This window comes from Paenibacillus paeoniae, assembly GCF_003388735.1.
GTDB lineage: Bacteria > Bacillota > Bacilli > Paenibacillales > Paenibacillaceae > Pristimantibacillus > Pristimantibacillus paeoniae.
The window spans coordinates 2,574,156-2,595,155 of sequence record NZ_QUBQ01000001.1 but is presented as its reverse complement, the minus strand read 5'-3'; the positions used below and the strand labels follow the sequence as shown (position 1 = coordinate 2,595,155).

The window sequence follows — 21,000 nt, the reverse complement described above, 5'->3', positions numbered from 1 at the left end:
GGATCGCATGATCGACTGCGAAGGATTGGTGAAGATCTACAAGTCGGACGATGTGGAAGTCGTTGCCCTGCAAGGGCTGAATTTGAAGGTTGAGCATAAAGAGATGATTGCCATTATAGGCAACAGCGGCAGCGGCAAGTCGACGCTGCTTAATATATTGGGCGGCCTGGATCGCCCTTCTGCAGGCAAAGCAATCGTAGGAGAATGGGATTTGCTGCAGATCAATGAGAAGGAGCGGGTCGCTTACAAACGGAATACCGTCGGGTTTATATGGCAGAACAATTCGCGCAATCTGCTTCCTTATTTGACCGTACTGGAGAACGTGGAGACGGCGATGATGGTAGCCGGGAAAGTGGATTCTGCATACGCCAAGCAATTGATCGAGTGGGTGGGCTTGTCTCATCGCATCCACAATAAGCTGGTTCAGCTGTCCGGTGGAGAGCAGCAGCGAACCGCGATTGCCATCTCGCTTGCCAATCGCCCATCTCTGCTGCTTGCAGATGAGCCGACAGGCTCCGTAGACGTTCAGACTTCCGATCAGATTATGAATATTTTCCGCAGCTTGAACCAAGAGACAGGAGCGACGATTGTCATCGTCACACATGATCTGTCCTTGGCGCGCAAGGTTGACCGGGTCGTTGCGATCCGGGATGGGATGACTAGCTCGGAGATGATCAAGCGGTCTGCATCGGAGTCGGAACAGTCCGCGAGGACGCAGGAGGAGCATGAGGAATATGCCGTTGTAGACCGATTCGGGAGGCTGCAGATTCCTGAAGAGCTGAGGCAGAAGCTGGGTATTCAGAACAAAGTGAAGCTGTCCGTTGAGCATGCCAAATTAATGCTGGAAGTGCCAAATACGAAGTAGAAAGGAGACTTGTTTATGTCCTCCTCCCATTTTGAATCGCTCGTACAATCGCATTTGCCGGAATTGCGCAGGTACTGCCGCTACTTGTCAGGCTCCCAATGGGATGGCGAGGACCTGTATCAGGAGACGCTGGTCAAGTCATTCAGCTATTATTCAAGAAAAGGCGAGATCAAGGAGGTAAAGCCGTTCTTGTACCGCGTAGCCAAAAATCGGTGGCATGATGAATTCCGGCGAGGCGGACGAGGGAGGCAGGTGTTGGATACGACAGAGGCGGGTACTGTCGCGGATGTTGATTATGCAGAGGTACAGGGCTGGATGGAGTGGGTGGCCCGTTGTATGCCGCTCCGCCAAATGATTGTATGGCTGCTGGCTGATTATTTCGGTTATACCATGAAAGAAATTGCCAGCGGTCTGCGCACGACCATGTCAGCGGTTCGCTCCGTCTTGTTCCGTGCTAGATTAAGGCTGCGTGAATGTCATGCAGCTCAGCCAGATGCTGCCCTTGCATCAGACAATCGTACAGTGAAAGGGTCCTCCCCTCCAATTGAGAAGTTAGTATATTGCGTCATTCGAGACAATCCCGAGCCTTTGTTTCTGCCAAGCAGAGGATTGAGAGTTCGTCCAGAGTAAGACTATTCAATTCATACGGAATAGTGTTAGGATATGGGAAGTAAGTGTGCAGCAAGATGATAAAGCGGAATGATAGGTTAATAGAATGGGAAGCTGCTGAGGCTATTGCTCGGCGGCTTCTTTTGTATGCAAGTAGAGATTTAGGTATATGTATACACGTTAATAATATAAAAAAGATACTATTTTCCTATTTATTATCGAATATGGGGTTACTTTTTGGGAAAATAGTCTTATAATTAGGTATAGAGAAATAGAAAGAGTGCTATGTTTGTAGAAGGAAATCGGGTTCACAGTCCTCTTTGGTTTAGCTCAGAAAGGAAGGATATACATGCCTAATTATTTTTTTAATGAAATCTGGACGCCCTTTAAATATGTTGGCATTCGCTTGTTTAGGGATGATGATAAAGAGGTATGGATCAAATTCGGGAATAAGAGGAGACGCAAGCTGCGCTCCAACTCGTAAGCTACCCGTCCTCATAGTAGGACTGATCGCATCGCAGAGAGAGAATTCATTCAGTTTGCTTATCTAGTCCAGCCAGTCGTCGATCATGGATCGGCGCCTGGCTATTTTGTTTTATATGAGGTAAATTTGGAAGATACCATTGGGAGAATGTAAAATATGTATTAAGATGGAGGAACTATGATCATAGAGTTGGAGAAAAAGGAGTTCGGAAGATGTCGTCATTTAGTTAATCAGCAAGGACATATAGAAGTATTAGCGATTGTCGAGGGAGTTAATGCCGGAAGAATATTTGTGGATGATCGATATTTCCCTGCATCTGGACTGATTTGGTTAGGGAATAATGATGGCTTCTTTTTTATAGGAGAAGCAAACAATGAAGCATTTAATCAAGAATTGAATGACTTTATCGATAGGGTCATTATTTCGGAAGCGAAAAAAGAGGACCTGGATTGGTTTGAAGGTATGGGCAATCATGAAGAGTGGGATAAAACCATTGAAAATATTTTTGAGCACCGTGGTTTGGGAAGTTGGAAGCAGAGGGTTTATACGCTGCAAGCGGATAATTATGAACGAAATAGTGAGCCTTTGCTTCAGGAAGGATATGAAATAGTTAAGATAAGCAAAAGTCTTTTTGAGGATCATTCTATCTCCATAGACACTGAGTTTTTGAGGGCAAAGATTCGCGAATTCTGGTCCACGCCGGAACAATTCTTAAATGAAGGCATTGGCTATTGTGCGATCTACAACAAGGAAGTCGTTAGCGTCTGTTTCTCGGGGTTTGTCGTTAATGATGTTCACTGCATCGATATTGAAACGCTGGAATCTCATCAAGGGAAAAAACTAGCTCAACATATAGCCCAAAGTTTTGTTCAGGAATGCTTGGACACGAATGGGGTTCCCTATTGGGATTGCATGGAGATGAATAAACCTTCTATTGCAGTTGCGGAACGTCTAGGATTTAAGAATATATTTTCTTATACAGGGTATGAATTTTCAATTCAATAAGAGTTAACAAAAATGATAATTGTTCGCCATGATTGGCATCTGTAGTAGTGAGGGCCGTTTTTGATTGCAGCCAAGGAGGAGAGGGACGGAATGAAAGCAAGCGATGCAAGCTCGATGACGGCGGTATTTCGTGAGGCGCTGGAGAGATTTGTTGAGAAGATTAAAGGCGATGATCAGGTAATTGCGGCGATTCTGATCGGAAGCATGTCCTACGATCAAGTGTGGGAGAAATCGGATATCGATCTCAAGCTGATCGTCCATGATCAGAAGCTGGGGACGGGCTATACCTGCTTCGTCGAAAATGATATTCCGATCAACGCAAGCATTCAGACGCGCAATGAGTTCAAGCGATGGCTGGAGCGGTCGATGCAAAGCGCCTTCAGTCATTCCATGCTCGTTCGGAGTACGTTGCTGTTCACCAAGGATGGTACGATTGCTGATTATTTGGAGCAGATTCGCCATGTCGGGGAACGGGATCGTCAGCTTCATCTAATGATGCTTGGAAGTCAATCGTTGTCCCTGCTCGCCAAGGCCGAGAAGTGGCTGTATATCAAGGATGATGTCATCTATAGCGCTGCATGGGTCATCAAGATGATCGATATGCTGGCTCAAATCGAGGTTGTCAGACAAGGGGAAGTGCCAATGCGCGAGGTGGTGCAGCAAGCCCTCGGCTATAATCCGGATTTTTTTCATGCTATCTACACACACATCATAGGCAGAGAAGTCGATAGGGACAAGGTAGAAGCCGCATTAAAGCTGATCGATGATTATTTGAAGCAGAGTGCTGAGATGCTCTTCCAGCCTATTATCGCGTACTTGAAGGAAGAAGCGGACACGCGGACGATCACCGATCTGGTTATGAAATTCGGTATGCTTATTCCGGTGGATACAGGCTCCATGGCATCAGCCTGCGACTGGCTTGCCGAGCAAGGATTGATCAGCAAATGGGAAGCGGAGACCAAAGCGACGCCTAAGAGCAGAGTTCCTTTATTAGAACCCGCCTACTCTTACGATAACGACGAGATGGAGATGTGGATGAACGAATGAAAAAATACATTGAAGTGCGCGGAGCCAGGCAAAACAATCTGAAAAATATCGATGTGAACATTCCTCGGGACAAGCTGACCGTCATTACCGGCGTTAGCGGCTCGGGCAAATCCTCGCTCGCATTCGATGTTATCTATGGTGAAGGGCAGCGGCGGTTTCTGGATTCCCTATCGACCTATGCGAAGAGCCGCATGAATCAGGTGAAAAAGCCGGAGGTCGATTTTGTATTCGGCCTGTCCCCGGTCATTGCGATTGAACAGAAGAAAGGCATCCTTAATCCGCGTTCCACCGTCGGCACGATGACGGATATTTACGATTTTTTGCGCCTGTTGTTTGCTTCGACGGGCGAGGCAGCTTGTCCCCTGTGTGATCATCCCATTCCAATACGCTCCTCCCTGCAAATGATTGAGCATATCCAGAAGCTTCCCGAAGGCACCGAGCTTGAAGTGCTGGCGCCGGTCTACAAGCTGTACGGGGAAACTTATGAGACTACCTTTGATGAAATCCGTGCGAAAGGCTTCCGAACGCTCTTAATTGATGGAGTTCGGACTAACCTCAGCGATCAGCTCGAGCTGGAAGAGGAAGCGGAATACCATATAGAGATTGTGGTAGATAAGGTAATCGTCAAGCCGGATATCTATAAGGTGCTGAACAAGACGATTGAAAATAGTCTGAGTCTGGTTGGCGAAGGCTTCATTCGCTTCGAGATCATGTCTACTCCCGAAGGGGCGGCATTCGATGCGAAAACGTTTTATGCTCAATTCGCCTGCCCGGAGCATCATCTGACGATGGGAGAGCCGCAGGCGCAATACTTCTCCTTCAATGATTCTGACAGCGCATGCAGAACCTGCAGCGGCCTTGGCACTTTCATGAGAGCAGAAGCCCGGTTTCTTGTGCGGGATAAGAACAAAAGCATCAATGGCGGTGCGATTGAGCCTAAGCTACTTAGCACGAGCAGCAAAGGCACATGGATTTGGGGACTTGTGAAGAGCATGGCGAAGCATTACGGCTTCAATCTCGATGTTCCTCTGAAAGACATGGCTGAACCTGTTCTGGACATGCTGTATTATGGCACGAAGGGAGAGAGGTTTCCGTTCTTCACCGACGAGAGCTCCACTAAGACGCAATTCAGGCATGAGGGCAAGATGATGAACTTCGCCGGGTTCGTTCATATTATCAATTGGTGGTACAAGCTGTTTTTGAATCGTCAAAGCAGTCAAGGAGAATCGGATTTCTATAAAAAAGTGATGATCGAGCATACTTGCCCCGACTGCGAGGGGAAAAAGCTAAAGCCTCAGCGCTTCTGCGTCCGGGTTGGCGGAGCGGACATTCATGAATGGAGCGTGATGCCGCTAAGCGAGCTGCGGTCTTTTTTGACCCGTCTGACGTTCAAGGAAACGAAAGCACATGTCGGTGGGCAAATTACGAAGGAAATTCAGAACCGTCTCGACTTGCTGTTGGATATCGGGCTCCATTATCTTAGTCTGGGGCGACGTTCAGATACGATATCGGGAGGTGAGGCGCAGCGTATTCGTCTCTCTACCCAGATCAGCTCAGGTCTGATGGGCATGCTCTACGTACTGGATGAACCAAGCATCGGCTTGCATGCAAGAGACAGCGACCGGATGATTCAGACGCTGAAGAAGCTTCGCGATCTGGGCAACACCATCATCGTCGTCGAGCATGATGTGGATACGATTCGCAGCGCAGACCATATTATCGAGATTGGTCCGGGACCGGGAAGCAGCGGTGGTCGGATGATTGCGGAAGGCACAGCGGAGCATCTGGCCGCTGCTCCTGAGTCCGTAACAGGCGCATTCCTGTCCGGGACGCGCATCATCGAGATTCCCTCTGTGCGCCGGCCGTTAACGAGAATGGCAATCCAGATTAGAGGAGCGCGGGCGAATAATTTGCAGCATGTGGATGTGGACATTCCGCTCGGCGTACTGGTTTGTATTACGGGCGTATCCGGCTCGGGCAAGAGTACGCTTGTGAATGAAGTGATGTGCAAGCAGCTATTCTCCATCTTCCATGATGCAAGGATTAAGCCGGGCGAGCATGACTCGCTTACGGGACACGAGCATTTGACGGGTATTATTACGATTAATCAGTCTCCGATTGGCAGAAGCACACGCTCCAACCCTGCTACCTATGTCGGCTTCTTTGATCGGATACGCGAGCTGTTCGCAGAGGAAGCTGGAGCGGCAGGCAGTCCGCTGACCAAAAACGATTTCAGCTTCAATCAGAAGAACGGCGGCCGCTGCGAGAATTGCCAAGGAGAAGGCATCATCGTGACACAACTGCAATTTATGCCTGATGTCGAAGCGGTATGCCCTGCGTGCAAGGGGGCAAGGTTTAATGATGAAGTGCTGGAGATCAGGCTGAAGGGCAAAAGCGTCGCGGATGTGCTGGATATGAGCATTGAAGAAGCAGTCGCTTTTTTCGAAGAGCAATCGTATATTCAACATAAGTTGAAGGTGCTTCATCAGTTGGGTCTGGGCTACCTGAGACTGGGGCAATCCTCTACAACGTTATCCGGCGGCGAAGCGCAGCGGATCAAGCTTGCCTACGAGCTGAGCAAGATTAAGAGGGGCAGTCATAATCTGTACGTGCTGGACGAGCCGACCACCGGGCTGCATCTCAGCGATATTCAGAAGCTGATCGATTGCATGCAGCAACTGGTGGATGCCGGGCATTCGGTGCTTGTGATCGAGCATCATCTGGACTTGATCAAGGTCGCCGATCATGTCATTGACATGGGACCAGACGGCGGTCGCAATGGCGGAACAGTAGTCGCCGAGGGCACGCCGGAGCAGGTAGCTGGAGTGGAGCAATCGCTTACTGGGAAGTATCTGAGGCAGTCGTTAGACCAGAGTGGTGGAGAGGTTAAGGTCGGCCTGCTCCTACACTAGATAGTTGAATAAATAGATTCATGCATAAGAAGGCGGCAAGTGGCTTGGGATTAAGGCTAGGATTAAGGTTTAGAAAACAACAAAAATCGATCCTAGCCGGGGTCGATTTATTCGTTATTCATTCGTCGTGCATATAGAAGCAAGTTTATATTAAGGAGGAATGCACATGCATTACGCAATATCGAAGGACGGGACGAAGATCGCCTATGATCAAACAGGAAAGGGGCCTGCGCTCATACTGGTATCTGGAGCATTCGGTTACCGCAAGTTTGCTGGCGTAGCCAAGCTCGCGGCCCTGCTGTCGGGACGGTTCACTGTATACAACTATGATCGCAGGGGACGCGGCGATAGCGGGGATACGAAGCCTTATGCGATTGAGCGAGAAGTTGAAGACTTGGAGGCTGTGATTCATGAGGCAGGCGGACCGGCCTATGTGTGGGGATTGTCTTCCGGCGCCGTTCTATGTATGCAAGCCGCTGCCAGAGGTGTGCAGATGAAGAAGCTGGTCTTGCATGAGCCGCCATTTGTTGTAGAGAAAGCCGACCGGATTGTTCCTGAGGAGTTCGCCAGACAAGTGACGGAGCTGATTGCTGATGGGAAGCGGGCGGAGGCGGTCAACTATTTTATGACCAAAGGGATGGGAGCGCCTGCGTTCGTTGTCCGTCTGATGCGCCTGATGCCGGGCGTATGGACTTCGCTGACGGGGCTGGCACACACGCTGCCATATGACGCGGCATTGCTGGATGGATATATGGAGGGCAAGCCTCTGTCACCCGCGATGTGGGAGGGGGTTGCGATACCTGTGCTAGTGCTGGAGGGTACGGAAAGCCCGGCTTCTCTGCGCCGCGGCGCTCAAGCGGTAGCTGCCGTTCTTCCGAATGCGCGGCTTGTCAGCAAGAAAGGGCTCGGTCATACGAAAAAGCTGAATGCGGCGATGATTGCCTCGGAGCTGGAAGCATTTCTTCAAGCATAACCAACGTACTGATCATTGGAGTAGTCATAGTAGATTGCATACAGCAGATGTGAAAAATAGTAACATAGTTGGTATCGAAAAAATGTGCGAGCCTGTCGATTCGGTTGAACTTGATTCGTTGTACATTTAGGAGCATGGAGAAGTATCGGTCTCTCTGGGCTGGAAAATCAATGCTAATCATAGACGGGGAGGAATAAAGACATGAGATTTATGATGATTGTGAAAGCGACTACGGATTCGGAAGCCGGTGCGATGCCTAGCCAAGAGCTTATTGATGCGATGCAGAAGTACAATGAAGAGCTGGTTAAGGCGGGGGTGTTGCTTGCTGCTGACGGCTTGCAGCCTAGCTCGAACGCTATTCGAATCTCCTATCCGGAAGCGGGCGGGAAGCCGAAGGTGGTCGACGGTCCTTTTACAGAAGCGAAGGAATTAATAGCGGGTTATACGCTCATCGAAGTCAAGTCGCGGGAAGAAGCGATGGAGTGGGCGCTGCGCATGCCGGATCCGCATGGATTCGGACAGGGAGAGATTGAACTAAGACAAGTGTTCGATGTGGAGGATTTGATGGAAGATCCTGAGACGTTAGCGAAGGAAGCGGCGCTTCGGAAGCAAGTGGAGCAGCAGAGGAAAGCGTGAGCCGCACAGTCGCATATCGTACCATCGATGCCATCTGGCGTATGGAATCGCCAAAGCTGATTGCGGGCCTTACGCGTATGGTGCGGGATGTCGGGCTGGCAGAGGATTTGGCGCAGGACGCATTGGTAATAGCTCTTGAACGATGGCCAGAGAGCAGCATTCCGAATAATCCCGGCGCCTGGCTGATGACAACTGCCAAGCGGCGTGCTATCGACTTGCTTCGCAGGAATAAGGTTGGCGGACGAAAGTATGAGGAACTGGCGCGTCATACCAGCTTGTACACAGAGGCGGATATCGATGGGGCGATAGACGGGGAGATCGGTGACGATCTTCTGCGTCTGATCTTTCTCACCTGTCATCCGGTATTATCGCCGGAGGCTCACGTAGCGCTGACTCTGCGATTGCTTTGCGGGCTTACAACAGATGAAATTGCACGTTCATATCTTGTTGCCGAAGCGACCATTGCACAGCGCATTGTACGAGCCAAACGGACGCTTAACGCCAAGGGGGTTCCGTTCGAGATGCCTGAGGGAGAGGCGCTGAAGGAACGGCTCTCCGCTGTGCTGGAAGTCATCTATCTCATGTTCAATGAAGGGTACTCCGCTACATCTGGAGCGCATTGGATTCGGCCTATCCTATGCCAGGAAGCGTTAAGGCTGGGGCGCGTCTTGGCTGAGATCACCCAGGATGAGCCGGAGGTTCATGGGCTGGTCGCATTAATGGAGATTCAGTCCTCGCGCTTGAAAACAAGAGTAGGCGCTGATGGAGAGCCGATTCTGCTCAAGGATCAGAATCGCTCCCTGTGGGATCGTTTGCTCATCCGACGCGGGCTTGCGGCGCTGGAACGCTGTCGAAGGTTTGGCAGGCCGCCAGGGCCTTACGCCTTGCAAGCGGCGATTGCGGCTTGTCATGCAGAGGCTGCTTCTGTAGCAGAGACAAACTGGGTCCGTATTGCGGCTCTCTATGAAGCGCTGTCGAGAATCTCGTATTCGCCAATAGTAGAGTTGAACCGAGCGGTTGCCGTGTCAATGGCTTTCGGTCCGGCATTCGGACTGCAGATTGTCGATGCGCTGCATAACGAACCCTCGCTATATGGCTATCATCTGCTGCCAAGCGTGCGCGGCGATCTGCTGATGAAGCTGGAACGATACGAAGAAGCACTTGTAGAATTTGAGCGTGCGGCGGGTATGACCAGGAATGAGCGGGAGCGGGCTCTGCTGATAGATCGGGTGACCGAGTGCGAACAGAAAGTAAAGCCAAGCAGGGAGTAAAGGCGGTGGTGAAGCATGAGGTTTATGTTAATGATGAAAGCAACGGGCTATTATGAGGCCGGGTTACAAGGTAGCAGGGAGCAATGCGAAGCGAGAATCGCCTTCAAGGAAAATTTGGAAGAAGCAGGCGTGTTCCAGTCGGCAGAAGAGCTTCTGCCAAGCTCAAGCGGTTTAAGAGTTGTTTTCCCGCCGGGCGGCGGAGCGCCAGCTATGCAATCAGGTCCCTTTTTGCCGGAGCAAGAATGGATTGCTGGTTATACAGTCATTGACGTGAATACGGAGGAAGAGGCTTTGAAGTGGGTGCTTCGTATGCCGCTTCCTCCGGGACAAGGAGAACATGTGGTTGAGATTCGAAGGCTCGAAGCTATGAAGGATGTCGCGCTAGATGCGAGAGTACAGGCGTTGAGGGCTGATCTGCAAGACCAGTTAAGTCTGCTAAAGTAATGATGACAAAGGAGAGAGAATCGTTATGAATCAAGAAGTTAAGGAATTTATGGACGGACTGAAGGAAGCGTGGCAACAGGAGCTGAGTGTAGAGCTGAGAAAGGTTGTTTTTCAAGCCATACCGGAAGCGCAGGAGCGTGTGCAGTATAAGAAGCCGCATTTTCTGAAAAATGGGAAGTACGCCGCAGTCATTTCCACCTCCAAGGATGCTGTCAGCTTCACCATCTTCCATGCAACTGGACTTGAGCTTCCCGAAGGCAAGTGGGACGGCCCATCGGAACGGAAGACGCGTAAGTTCCGTAAAGGAGATGTCATTGAAGCGGATCAACTCGCCGGATGGCTTGCGCAAGCGTCCGCTTCCATCTGACGTCTCTTTATTGCAAGGTTAATAACCGAATCGCTTCCCTCAGTTCAGTGGCAGGACGTCCCATCAACTGCTCCAAATCTCCGGTCGTGGAGGACGTATTGATGCTGCGGAGAAATCCGAACATCCAATGTTGAAGCTGTGCGTCGTTCAGTAAACAGACCGGTTTGTCTGCAAGCTCGGACAGAATCTCAGCCAACTCTTCAAAGGCCCATGCTTTCGGCGCCGTCAACTCGTACGTTTGCTGTTCATGGTCTGGACTAGTCAACGTTGCGGCGATAGCGGTTGCAAGATCGAGGCGTGTGACGGAATTAAATCGCCATTCGCCAGGGGGCACTCGCAGCTCGCCTTTTACCATCGCCGATTGAAGATCAAGCACTCCAACGAAATCGGTATATAGCGCGTGACGGAATATTGTATAGGGAATGCTTGAGGCTTGCACGGCCCTCTCGGTGGCTTCATGCAGCCGGGTCAAGGATATGGTGCCAGCTTCGGGAAAAGCGAAGCTCGTATAGAGTAAATGACCAACGCTTGCTCGTTTTGCTGCTTCAATCACGTTCGTATGTTGGAGCAAGCGTACGTCATCATGATGATGTGAACTGGAGATGAGCAACAAGCGCGAAGCTCCAAGGAAGGCCTGCTCCAGCGTGTCAGGCAGGTCATAGTCGCAGTGACGCACGGCAACTCCCAGCTTCTCGAAGTCCTGCTTATGTTCCATGTTGCGAATGCTAGCCACCAGTTCTGCTCCGGGGACACGCTCTAACAATGTTTGAATGACAAGCCGTCCGAGCTTGCCGCTAGCCCCAGTAATAACGATTGACATTATGAATCCGCCCCTCTGATTATGAAATTATATAGTTAAGCCATTAACTAATTGCGCAAAAAAAGAGCTAAGCTCTTTTCAGCTTCTGCAATAAGGTTTGCAGCTGCTTTAATTCCGCTTCATCCAGCACGCTCATCCTTTCGGCCATTCGCTCCCGATTGGAGGGCAGATGCTCCAGCAATAGGCTTTGCCCTTGCCTGGTAATGGTAATGACCGATTTGCGCCCATCATCGGGATGAGACTCCCGCCGAATCAGCTCATCCTTCTCTAACGGGACAAGAAGCAAGCTAATATTCGCTTTCGTGACTCCGATTTTTTGCGCCAGCTTCGAAGGAAGCAAGGTGCCTCCGTCCTTCATCAGCTCCACCAATATACGAATACGGGCTCCGTTGATGCCCTGCGCCTGCCAATACGACTCGGATACATCGACAAGCTGTGCTGTCGTTTCCACAAGCGCAAAGAAAACCTGATTACGCATGGGCAAGTCAGTGACGTATTGCTGCAGATCCTTCACTCGAAAATTTCCTCCTTCACCATCTAGTTAAGTGGTTAACCACTTTCAAGATACTAAGAATACGATCTAAAGTCAAGCAAGACATCAATGTGTGTTGAAAGATTTTAAAAGAAAGCTCAGTTATCATGAAATTTTCCTAATTGAAGGTAAATAGTCTTGAGATGTAGAATACTAGAAGTTAAATTGAGTATATAGACTCTAGTTATTAATACATATAGGGACGAATGGTATGAATGAAAATGTGGAATTGATACTAATTGATCATAAAGACAGGACAAATGAAATAGAAAAGTACGAAATATTTCAAGACAAGGTTGAAATACAATTTTATAAGTCTGAAAAACTATATAATTATCCATCAAAAAGAGTTGCACTCTATCGAGATCCCACGCGTGTATCTATCGACAAGCAAAAAAATTTGTATGCTGGATTGCCGTTGCGAAATGTAGAAGAAGTACTAAAATTCAACAGATTATTTAAAGTTTTTTTCAAAAGTCAGCCAACGCAAATTTATGATGCTGATTTGATTCAATTCGAGCTGGAGATGGATCAATTGTCCAATCAACTAGCTGATCCAATGGATTATTGGAATGATATATCACAGTATGCTCAAATTGAAGATGAGACCGAGGCTTTTCTTAGAAAGCAATTCTCGAAGTTAAACGCTATACATCCGGAGAGTGTATTGGCGTTATATTTGAAACAAGAGTAAGGATGGTCGTTCCTTTGGCGGCTTGTTTTATTGGTTGTGCGACGAAGTCGGTACGCTGGATTGGGCGGTTGCCTTGCAACAACTGCTAGAATTGATCAATGAAGTCGCCAAAAAATCCGGGAAGAAGCTTTCTACTCTTATTCAGCGTCAACTCCAGGAATGGATTGCCGCTTTGCCCAGTTACATCAAGGCTTATCTACCGATTTCAAGCTCCGAAAGTTGAGTAAGGAACTTATATCACTAGATAAAAAAAGAAATGTATCCTGAAATGAGGCAGGAAAAAATATGATTGAGACTTTTATGAAGGCTTTATATGAGTCAATTGTAGAAGAGAATCTTGAACTTTATAAAAATATCTATGAAACAACCAAAGTAACCCCCAAGACTGATGTGTACTGGAAACAGGCTATAGATATGTATAATAGTTTATCTGATGAAAATAAGAAGATTTTAATGAGAATTATTAAGCAAACAATGATTGATACCATTTCAAATACTTTAGGTGTAATAGACGGAAGTTCAACACTAAAGGATTGTCTTGCAGAACCTAAATGTTACTTAAATTCAATAGAAACTGATGGAGAATTACAGGAATATTTTCTTGCTTTCATAGAGGAGAATGAAGATTATCCGATTCATTTCAAAATATGAATCAACAGTATATTAAAAATTCAGCAATGGCTGTATTACAAAGACTATTAAATGAAAGCCAAAGCATTAAAACAAGGCTTTCAGAAATTGGATGGCGGACAAGTGCTTGATTTTGTAAGATACCGTAAATCCAATCAAGGAACAAAAGCATCATCCGATTTCGAACGTAATGATCGGCAGCAGCAAGTCATAAAGCAAAAACTGGAAAAGTTTAGCGCTTTTCAGGGTATCTCTCAATGGGAGAGAGTAATTGATATCATTGGGAAAAATGTAAAATCTGATATTCTAGAAGGTAATATTAAGCAATGGATGTTAAACTTCCCTAAGCTTAAACTCAACTAAATTAGCTCGTTAAAAGTGGAATCTGTTTGGGAAAATTATTTTGTATATATGAAGAAAGAAAAATTAGAAGAAGCGCTTCGTAGTTTACAAAGGGAGCTAGAGCTAGAGCCTACTGATTCCATTAGATTAGATAGGAGTTAAAGATTGAGTTGACGTTCGGTTACATAGAAGTGATTAAAGGAATCCTTTCTTGCGTCATCTCTTCAGTATAGCCACCCTCCAAATAACAAAAATCCAGTCAGATTAGACTGGATTTTTGTTTGCGTATAACCCTTGTTCGGCTACTCTCCACTGGCAGGCTAGTCCCATTGTCGTCAGTCAATTGATGATCCTATTGGCTGGAATAGTTTTGCGTATAATACATATTACTTGCATTATCCATTGGATGCATCACATTTCCAACATTAAAGGCAATTCCTACTCCTAAACGATCCCATTGGCCGAGAATCGCACTACGGTGGCCTTCGGAATTCATCCAATCTTCATGAGCGTAAATACTGCTACGATGATTGGCGGCAATGTTTTCTCCTACCGTGCTATAGGCTATCCCTGCGTCATCAAATCGTCCTTTCGGATCCTTGCCTTGTGGGCTACTATGTGCAAAATATGTCTGTTTTCTCATATCTTCACTATGTTTTTCGGCTACCTGCGCAGCTTCTTCATCCCATTGCAAGATTGGAAGACCGTTTCGGGAACGTATCGCATTGACAAGATCGAGTGACTGAAGAGCAAATGCTTTTTTGAGCGCTGCTGTTTCAGGTGCATACATCTCCTTCATTCCGTCCTCAACAGTCTTGGAGATAATTTGCAGTGAGGTAATCTTATTGTTGTTAAACTTGTCAGTAAACAATGTCACGTAGCTTTCGTTCTGCTCATATATTTTGGCATGATTCATACTCAAACCGAACTCTTGCTTACGAATACTATGCGCACCTGTGCCATACCGTTTCGTCATATCATCCTGCTCAGATCCGAGCTTAAGTCCTCTTGCCGACGACCAGTTATCTGAAGTGGTGTAGAAGCCGACAATTCGACCTGACTGGACGCCAACCTGAACATAATTAGCGTAGTCCTGATTGTAGATATACCACTGGAATCCATATTCGCTAGCATCTTTCCGAGCAGGTTGCCCTAGCTCTGCTAACAACGTCTGTTCAGTATCACCAATAACTAGTCCCCGTACCTGGAATTCAGCTGCAGCAGCCTTGACTGCAATATCAGCCTTGGAAAGCTTAAAGCCACGTTCTTTCATATTCTGAATCAGCGTGATTGCCTCCGCGCGGGTAAGCGGATCTTTTACAGCGAATCCCTCGACTGTTCGGGAGGTTTTACCGCCCGCGATGCTTAAGTCTAGTACATATTGTACAGCATCCTTCGTCTGGTCAAAGGTGAAGCCTTGGGTTGCAGCTAGCAGTCGAGCAACCTGACCGCGATTAAAGTTCTTTGTGTCACCATTCTGTAGTAGAGACCAGTTGTGTTGCTCTGCTACCTTAATATATGGTGCGAACCAGGCAGCTCCGTTCTGTGTTGCTTCGATTTTAATATCTGGAAATGCTCCGAGCAGCATCTTTAGAAATTCCGATTCGCTTACGCTCTTATTGGGGCGGAAGGTTGCATCTGGATAGCCGGTGACTATCTTTTGATCCACTGCCCACTGAATGCTTAGTTTCGCCCAATGCTTTTGAGTATCGGTAAATCCGGAATCTGTATTCGAAGGCGTGCCGCCGTTCCCGCCAGATTGTGATCCGCTATTTCCCCCTGAACCCGAGGCAGGTGTAGTAGTAGGTTTGCCCTTAACATAAGTTTGCTTATAATCTAGCGCGATCTGCGGGCTCATTTGCATGCCCTTGTTGATAGCAATCGCTTTTATCGTAACGGATTTTCCTACAGTAAACGGTGCTGTGTATTCTTGGGTGTCCGAATTTGACAAGTTGGACAGTGGGTCAGCTCCATTAAGCGTATAATAGATTACTGCATTCGTTGTACCGCTCGACAAGGTAACAGTGGAAGGCTTCCCATCACCTTGTGATACAACCTTAGCAACTACGGGTTCGACTTGTGGCAGGGGATTATTTAGAAACCCTAGCTTCATAGACGAGCTGTCCTGAACAAGTGCCGTTCCATTGAGGAAACGTCGGCTATCTTCTAAAACCATCCCTGTAATTTCATTCCCTTGGACATCAACGTACCCGCGCTTTCCGTCCTTGGACACTTGGGCAAATCCATTAGAAAAATCATCGGCATCGTCATAAATCGGCGGTACGATCTCTTGTCCGCTGCTGTTTACAAAACCGAACTTCCCAGCTTGCTCCACACGTCCCATGCCTTCGCTAAACGACCAAGCATATGTATATTTCAGCGGTGTAACTTCTACACCTTGGGCATTCACATATCCCCATAGGCCACCACTATAATCATTTACAGTTCCTTTACCGCCATTTGATACAGGCGAGAGTCCTTCTGTAAACGTTCTGAAGCCATCGAATATATTGCCACCGACATAATCATATCGTAACGGTACAACTTCTCGACCAGTAGCATCAATGTAGCCAAATTTACCCCCGTGATAATAGCTTCCCGCACCGGTGCCTCCTTTAGACACACGTGCGTAGCCGCGAACGAATTCGTCTGCGTAGTTATACTGCAAAGAGACGATCTCCTTGCCTGCTCGGTTCACAAAACCGAATTTCTTATTCGTAAGCACAACATAATCCGTATTTTCTTCATTTCCAAAATATTGGTTGTCTGAAGATTGGGGAATATAGTCCTGACCGATTGCTACCCGAGCTAGCCCATTGCTAAAGCTGGTACTTACTTCATCATACTTTAGCGGCACAACTTCTTTCCCTGAAAGGTCAATATAACCGAATTTTCCATTATTCTTAACATAAGACAATCCCTCATTAAAATACCAGCTTTCATCGTACTTGGGTGCAATGACTATTGTACCGAATGTGTCGATATAGCCTTCTTTTCCGTTAAATGATATTTTCGCAAGACCTTCTGAAAATTCGTTATACGAGTAGGCATTTGACGGACGTGTATACACCAGCTTGCCGGATGTGTTGATAAACCCGGTTTCCTTATCGCTATATACTAGACCATAACCGTCCGAAAATATGTAAGCATAATTGAAAGATAGATTAGTCAGATTCTTGCCTGTGGCATCGAGATAGCCATATTTCCCGTCTTTTTTGACAAGGATTGTCCCATCACTCGGGGGATTGATTTCTTCATAGATCGGAGGGGTAATAAGACCTTTTGGCCCAACTAGACCAGCCTTGCCATCGACCCACACATTACTGGATTTGCCTAGTACTCGAACGACGGCATATCCTTTTCCAACCACAACCGCATGATCATATATCAAGCCAGTTAGCTCCTTGCCTGTACGATCAATAATGCCAAATTTGGCAGTTGAACCATTTTTTACGCCCACGACAGCCAGACCATCATTGTACGCATGGGCAAAATCATATTTAAATGACGTAACGGGATTTCCTGCGCCATCAATATACCCCCACTTGTTATCCTTCTTAACTGCTGCGAGTCCGTCCTCAAAAGGCGCCCCAGAATCATACTGAGGGGCAATTCGATACGAGATCGCCTCTGCCTGAACGATAGCGGGCATAAAACCACCTATCATCGCTACTACTGTTAAGACTGCTATCCACTTCCGAATCAACACAAAGCCACCTACTTTTCATTTTTTCGTTGCTGCAAGACTACAAGAAACCGTCCCTGTTGCTAAAATAACGGAACACGTCCCCGTTAAGCATGATGGATGGAAAAGGGTAGCTCAACTAGCATATTGCTGTTTTTGTCCTGCTAAGGAACTATTTTCATAACCTTATTCTATCAAATTTTAGTAATAGAATCACTTGTTAATGATTTTATTTTTAGAGAAGTGCACATTTGGATACTTAAAATAATCAGATGGATAGCTTTAAGTCTGTAAAGGAACAATTGGTTAATCGCCCACAAATTCAAGCTTTGTTTATTAAAATGGGAATCGTTATTATATTTTCAGATTTATCATACTCCTTGTTATACCTTGCTTTCTCAGGTAATGAACTAAAAGGTATACAATCATTTGGGGATTACTTTCAATTGTTAGGAGAGTATGCGAATTCGTTCTATTATGCTTTCTGTATGCATTTTTCAGCACCAATGCCTACAGCAGATTTTTATTTGAATATGGAGAAAGTAGTAAAGGAATCATTATCACTTCAAATCATTCAGTTTTTCCATTTTTGTTTGAACAAGATCATAGATATAATGGTACTTGCTTATGCTGCGGGTGTAATTTTAAAAGTTTTTGGAATACTTAAGGAGAAGAAAGAATAATCGCTGGTACGAAGTACTGTTTTATTAAATAGCTTTTATTTATTCGATTTGGTAACAGTACCAAATCGAATTAGGTTTACTTTAAAGTGTCAAAAACATGTTAAAACTCATGAAAAAGATGTATGATTTAATAAATCTACTAAAAACCAATATTTAAATTGCCAGATTGACACAACCAAATGCGTTTGTTATGCTCCAATTAAGTAGACATCAGCTATAACATTGAAATTTGGTAACGTTACCAAAATTACATCCGAGTGTCAGGGGGAATGGAAAGTGGCATCCAAACAGTTGGAGAAAGCAATTGCGCTATCGAATATCATTCATAAGCCGCTTAAGATTGACGAGAGAGCATCGCTTGAGGCAGATAGCTTGAAGAAGAAGGTGTTGGATCGCATTGTCATACTGGACGCGGAGCAAGGCGCCGACCAGTGGAAGCATAGAGGCGACGGCGAATCCCGTTTCGTGGAAGGCGGTGTTCTGGAGCTGACCTCTCCGAACCTGATGGATCATTGGCCGGAAGGTTCGCCAAGCGATGGCGACTACAGTACGTATGGACCCGTGGCGACATATCGCTCCTTCGATCATGAGAACTGGGAGAGCTACAATCGCATCTCCTTCGAAATCTACCCTGATTGCAGCGGCATGGCGAACCCGCATATTAAGGTAGCCATTCGCAATGACGGCAAGATCAAGATTCCGGATATGTATTATCGCGAAGGCTTTAACGTTATCAATTTGAAAAATAAACAGTGGAATCAGTGCTCGATGGAAATTCCGGATTTGCCTCGGGACGAAATTACGGAGCTGAGCTTCAAATACGATATGTACGGCCAAGACCGGGCAACCGGGGATACGGTCAACTATTTGATCAAAAATGTATATCTGGAGAAGGTGGAGTATCCGAATATCTCCAAGGGTTGGCAGCCTCGCCACAAGGATGTTATCTTCTCGCATAACGGTTATCATCCGGACCATGCCAAGACCGTTCTGATCGCGGGCAAACGCGAGGCTTCGTTCAGTGTCATGCTGCTGGAGACGGGTGAGGAGAAGTTCAACGGCCAAGTACAGGCGGCAGAGACATCGATTGGTTCTTTCTCCATCGCTGACTTCACCCCGCTTACGGAAGAAGGGACTTACGTCATCCGGCTGGGCGATTTGATATCGAAGCCCTTCCGCATTGGCCACAGCGTGGATCGCTGGGAGGATTCCATATGGAAGTCGCTTAACTTCATCTATTGTGAGCGCTGCGGTTGTCCGATTCATGGCATTCACGGCTCCTGCCATGAGGATATAACAGCGAAGCATAACGGCGGGGTGATCATTTTCAATGGCGGCTGGCATGATGCTGGAGACGTCTCTCAACAACTGGTGCAGACGGCTGAAGTAGCGCTATCGCTGTATGAAATGGCCGATCAGGTGAAGCATACTAATTTGCCGCTCTATCTGCGTCTCGTGGAAGAAGGGGAGTGGGGCGTTGACTTTCTGCTGAAGACTAGATTTGGCGATGGTTATCGCGCGACAAGTGCGGGCATCCGTATTTGGTCTGACGGCATTATCGGCAATATGGACGATATGTATGCCCGTGTTCACAACAACCCTTATGAGAACTTCATTTGCGCCGGGATTGAAGCGAAAATCTCCTTGCTCATGGAGGAAGGAAATATTTTGAAAGAGAAGCTGGCGCAAGTTGCTGCACAAGACTTCCGCTATGCGGTCGAGGAATTTGAGAAGGACGGTTTCTCTCGTCTTCCGATCTTCTGGGAGCATACCTATATGACATCGGAGAGCTTGTTCCTGGCTACTGCTTCGTGGGCGGCATCTTTGATGTATAGTCTGACTGGTGAAGAAGCTTACGCACGTAAGGCAGAACGGTACATGGATGATGTCATAGCTTCTCAAGAGTCGGATGGCATCCGTACCGATGCGGGTGAGATGGTCACGGGCTTCTTCTATCGCAATCCGGAGAAAAAAGTGATCATGCACTTCAACCACCAAGCGAGAGAGCATCTCTATTTGATGGCTTTCAGCGAGATCATTGGGACGCAGCCGAATCATCCGAAGCTTGAGGGCTGGATGAGCGCGGTGGAGCGTTACGGCTCCTACATTAAATTCCTGACCGCCTACACAGCGCCATATCCGATGATCGCAAGCGGTATCTACCATATCGACGAGCATAAGGATGAAGCGAGCTTCGATGTCCAGCATTTGCTTGTTGGCGACAAAGCGAAGGAGCAATATGGCGAGCAGCTTCAGCAGGGCGTGCGCCTGAACGATGAATTCTATTTGAAGCGATTCCCTGTATGGTTCTCCTTCAAAGGCAACAATGCAATCGTGATGTCCACAGGCAAGGCGGCGGCGCTGGCCGGTATCCTACTGAACGATCAGAAGCTGATGCAGATTGCGGAAGAACAGCTTCATTGGATCGTAGGCAAAAATCCATTCAATCAATCTCTGATGTACGGAGAGGGCTATAACTTTGCCCAGCAATATACTGTACTCAGCGGCGAGATGGTTGGCGAAGTGCCGGTAGGCATTCAAACCTTCGAGAACGAGGATGTCCCGTATTGGCCGCAGATGAATAGCGCAACCTACAAGGAAGTATGGGTTGGTCTAGCTGGCAAATGGATGACGCTTGTTGCGGATCTCTATGCTTATGACAAGAAAAATGGAGTCATCGGCTAGATGAGGGCAAGTTTATAAAGGTTTAAAAAGATCAGTGCAAGCCCCGGCGATGGTTATGGATAACCGCGCCGGGGTTATTTATGCAGCTCCATACCAAGCCATGTCTATAAAGTGAACGTATAAGCAAGAAACTGTGAAGGTACAGGTAATGATTCTCAGCTTCGTGTATAATAGTAGCTAGTGTTGGGCATGATAGATTTTTGTGGATCGAAGTCCGGAATAATAGAAAATGCCTATTTATCATTTTGTGACAAAGGCTGCAAAACACTTGACAATTCGCCCGCTAGTAATTAATATTAGTTTATAATCATTACAA

18 protein-coding genes and 1 pseudogene are annotated in these 21,000 nt (G+C 47.1%); 16 read left to right on the top strand and 3 right to left on the bottom strand.

Annotated elements, in window-relative coordinates:
* Nucleotides 1-7 precede the first annotated feature (7 nt).
* The 10 genes from DX130_RS12020 to DX130_RS11975 all read left to right on the top strand — a co-directional run bounded on the left by DX130_RS12020 (nt 8) and on the right by DX130_RS11975 (nt 10,613).
* On the top strand, nt 8-865 hold the full coding sequence (locus tag DX130_RS12020; RefSeq protein WP_116045466.1) for an ABC transporter ATP-binding protein: 858 nt from the start codon (nt 8-10) through the stop codon (nt 863-865).
* A gap of 15 nt (nt 866-880) precedes the next feature.
* The gene (locus DX130_RS12015) at nt 881-1,495 is read left to right on the top strand and encodes an RNA polymerase sigma factor (protein ID WP_116045464.1); all 615 of its coding nucleotides are present in this window, start codon (nt 881-883) and stop codon (nt 1,493-1,495) included.
* A 640-nt stretch (nt 1,496-2,135) separates the two neighbouring features.
* The gene (locus DX130_RS12010) at nt 2,136-2,963 is read left to right on the top strand and encodes a GNAT family N-acetyltransferase (protein ID WP_116045463.1); all 828 of its coding nucleotides are present in this window, start codon (nt 2,136-2,138) and stop codon (nt 2,961-2,963) included.
* Nucleotides 2,964-3,053: 90 nt separating this feature from the next.
* A complete protein-coding gene (locus tag DX130_RS12005; protein ID WP_116045461.1) occupies nt 3,054-4,010 on the top strand; it encodes a nucleotidyltransferase domain-containing protein in 957 nt (318 codons plus the stop codon).
* Entirely contained in the window at nt 4,007-6,922 is a 2,916-nt protein-coding gene (uvrA, locus tag DX130_RS12000; RefSeq protein ID WP_116045459.1) for an excinuclease ABC subunit UvrA, read from the top strand. Before DX130_RS12005 ends, uvrA begins: the two co-directional genes overlap by 4 nt.
* Nucleotides 6,923-7,088: 166 nt before the next feature.
* On the top strand, nt 7,089-7,895 hold the full coding sequence (locus tag DX130_RS11995) for an alpha/beta fold hydrolase (protein ID WP_116045457.1): 807 nt from the start codon (nt 7,089-7,091) through the stop codon (nt 7,893-7,895).
* 201 nt (nt 7,896-8,096) lie between these two features.
* Entirely contained in the window at nt 8,097-8,531 is a 435-nt protein-coding gene (locus tag DX130_RS11990) for a YciI family protein (RefSeq protein WP_116045455.1), read from the top strand.
* A gap of 41 nt (nt 8,532-8,572) precedes the next feature.
* Complete coding sequence (locus tag DX130_RS11985) at nt 8,573-9,802, top strand: RNA polymerase sigma factor (RefSeq protein WP_206098818.1); 1,230 nt, start codon at nt 8,573-8,575, stop codon at nt 9,800-9,802.
* Between the two features lie 15 nt (nt 9,803-9,817).
* Nucleotides 9,818-10,246, top strand: a complete 429-nt coding sequence (locus DX130_RS11980) for a YciI family protein (protein WP_116045451.1) — start codon at nt 9,818-9,820, stop codon at nt 10,244-10,246.
* A gap of 25 nt (nt 10,247-10,271) precedes the next feature.
* A complete protein-coding gene (locus DX130_RS11975; RefSeq protein WP_116045449.1) occupies nt 10,272-10,613 on the top strand; it encodes a DUF1801 domain-containing protein in 342 nt (113 codons plus the stop codon).
* A gap of 7 nt (nt 10,614-10,620) precedes the next feature.
* Here DX130_RS11975 and DX130_RS11970 read toward each other — a convergent pair whose 3' ends face one another.
* Nucleotides 10,621-11,433, bottom strand: coding sequence for an NAD(P)H-binding protein (locus DX130_RS11970; protein WP_116045447.1), 813 nt, complete (start codon nt 11,431-11,433; stop codon nt 10,621-10,623).
* Nucleotides 11,434-11,500: 67 nt separating this feature from the next.
* A complete protein-coding gene (locus DX130_RS11965; protein ID WP_240644429.1) occupies nt 11,501-11,947 on the bottom strand; it encodes a MarR family winged helix-turn-helix transcriptional regulator in 447 nt (148 codons plus the stop codon).
* 229 nt (nt 11,948-12,176) lie between these two features.
* Here DX130_RS11965 and DX130_RS11960 point away from each other — a divergent pair, with 229 nt between their 5' ends.
* The 4 genes and pseudogenes from DX130_RS11960 to DX130_RS11945 all read left to right on the top strand — a co-directional run bounded on the left by DX130_RS11960 (nt 12,177) and on the right by DX130_RS11945 (nt 13,652).
* On the top strand, nt 12,177-12,659 hold the full coding sequence (locus DX130_RS11960) for a hypothetical protein (protein WP_116045445.1): 483 nt from the start codon (nt 12,177-12,179) through the stop codon (nt 12,657-12,659).
* Nucleotides 12,652-12,882, top strand: a pseudogene (locus DX130_RS26930) (IS4 family transposase); the annotation flags it as partial. The gene DX130_RS11960 and the pseudogene DX130_RS26930, both read left to right, overlap by 8 nt.
* A 62-nt stretch (nt 12,883-12,944) precedes the next feature.
* Nucleotides 12,945-13,310 carry a transposase gene (locus DX130_RS11950; protein ID WP_116045444.1) on the top strand — a complete coding sequence of 122 codons (366 nt, stop codon included), beginning with the start codon at nt 12,945-12,947 and terminating at the stop codon, nt 13,308-13,310.
* A 51-nt stretch (nt 13,311-13,361) separates the two neighbouring features.
* Nucleotides 13,362-13,652 (top strand): LCP family protein, encoded by a 291-nt coding sequence (locus DX130_RS11945; protein WP_116045442.1) that lies wholly within the window; start codon nt 13,362-13,364, stop codon nt 13,650-13,652.
* 331 nt (nt 13,653-13,983) lie between these two features.
* Here DX130_RS11945 and DX130_RS11940 read toward each other — a convergent pair whose 3' ends face one another.
* Nucleotides 13,984-17,337, bottom strand: a complete 3,354-nt coding sequence (locus DX130_RS11940) for a WG repeat-containing protein (protein ID WP_116045440.1) — start codon at nt 17,335-17,337, stop codon at nt 13,984-13,986.
* A 251-nt stretch (nt 17,338-17,588) separates the two neighbouring features.
* Between DX130_RS11940 and DX130_RS11935 the strand changes: the two genes are divergently transcribed.
* Together DX130_RS11935 and DX130_RS11930 are read left to right on the top strand one after the other, a co-directional pair.
* Complete coding sequence (locus DX130_RS11935; protein WP_116045438.1) at nt 17,589-17,999, top strand: hypothetical protein; 411 nt, start codon at nt 17,589-17,591, stop codon at nt 17,997-17,999.
* A 276-nt stretch (nt 18,000-18,275) separates the two neighbouring features.
* Nucleotides 18,276-20,684, top strand: a complete 2,409-nt coding sequence (locus DX130_RS11930; protein WP_240644413.1) for a glycoside hydrolase family 9 protein — start codon at nt 18,276-18,278, stop codon at nt 20,682-20,684.
* The last annotated feature ends 316 nt before the right edge of the window (nt 20,685-21,000 follow it).

What these genes read in the sequence shown, in the direction of transcription:
- DX130_RS12020 (WP_116045466.1), top strand. Translation starts at nt 8, where the DNA reads ATGATCGACTGCGAAGGATTGGTGAAGATCTACAAGTCGGACGATGTG.
- DX130_RS12005 (WP_116045461.1), top strand. Translation starts at nt 3,054, where the DNA reads ATGAAAGCAAGCGATGCAAGCTCGATGACGGCGGTATTTCGTGAGGCG.
- DX130_RS11970 (WP_116045447.1), bottom strand. Translation starts at nt 11,433, where the DNA reads ATGTCAATCGTTATTACTGGGGCTAGCGGCAAGCTCGGACGGCTTGTC.
- DX130_RS11990 (WP_116045455.1), top strand. Translation starts at nt 8,097, where the DNA reads ATGAGATTTATGATGATTGTGAAAGCGACTACGGATTCGGAAGCCGGT.
- DX130_RS11985 (WP_206098818.1), top strand. Translation starts at nt 8,573, where the DNA reads ATGGAATCGCCAAAGCTGATTGCGGGCCTTACGCGTATGGTGCGGGAT.
- DX130_RS11935 (WP_116045438.1), top strand. Translation starts at nt 17,589, where the DNA reads ATGGATAGCTTTAAGTCTGTAAAGGAACAATTGGTTAATCGCCCACAA.
- DX130_RS11995 (WP_116045457.1), top strand. Translation starts at nt 7,089, where the DNA reads ATGCATTACGCAATATCGAAGGACGGGACGAAGATCGCCTATGATCAA.
- DX130_RS11980 (WP_116045451.1), top strand. Translation starts at nt 9,818, where the DNA reads ATGAGGTTTATGTTAATGATGAAAGCAACGGGCTATTATGAGGCCGGG.
- DX130_RS11950 (WP_116045444.1), top strand. Translation starts at nt 12,945, where the DNA reads ATGATTGAGACTTTTATGAAGGCTTTATATGAGTCAATTGTAGAAGAG.
- DX130_RS11945 (WP_116045442.1), top strand. Translation starts at nt 13,362, where the DNA reads ATGAAAGCCAAAGCATTAAAACAAGGCTTTCAGAAATTGGATGGCGGA.
- DX130_RS12010 (WP_116045463.1), top strand. Translation starts at nt 2,136, where the DNA reads ATGATCATAGAGTTGGAGAAAAAGGAGTTCGGAAGATGTCGTCATTTA.
- DX130_RS11960 (WP_116045445.1), top strand. Translation starts at nt 12,177, where the DNA reads ATGAATGAAAATGTGGAATTGATACTAATTGATCATAAAGACAGGACA.
- DX130_RS12015 (WP_116045464.1), top strand. Translation starts at nt 881, where the DNA reads ATGTCCTCCTCCCATTTTGAATCGCTCGTACAATCGCATTTGCCGGAA.
- uvrA (WP_116045459.1), top strand. Translation starts at nt 4,007, where the DNA reads ATGAAAAAATACATTGAAGTGCGCGGAGCCAGGCAAAACAATCTGAAA.
- DX130_RS11975 (WP_116045449.1), top strand. Translation starts at nt 10,272, where the DNA reads ATGAATCAAGAAGTTAAGGAATTTATGGACGGACTGAAGGAAGCGTGG.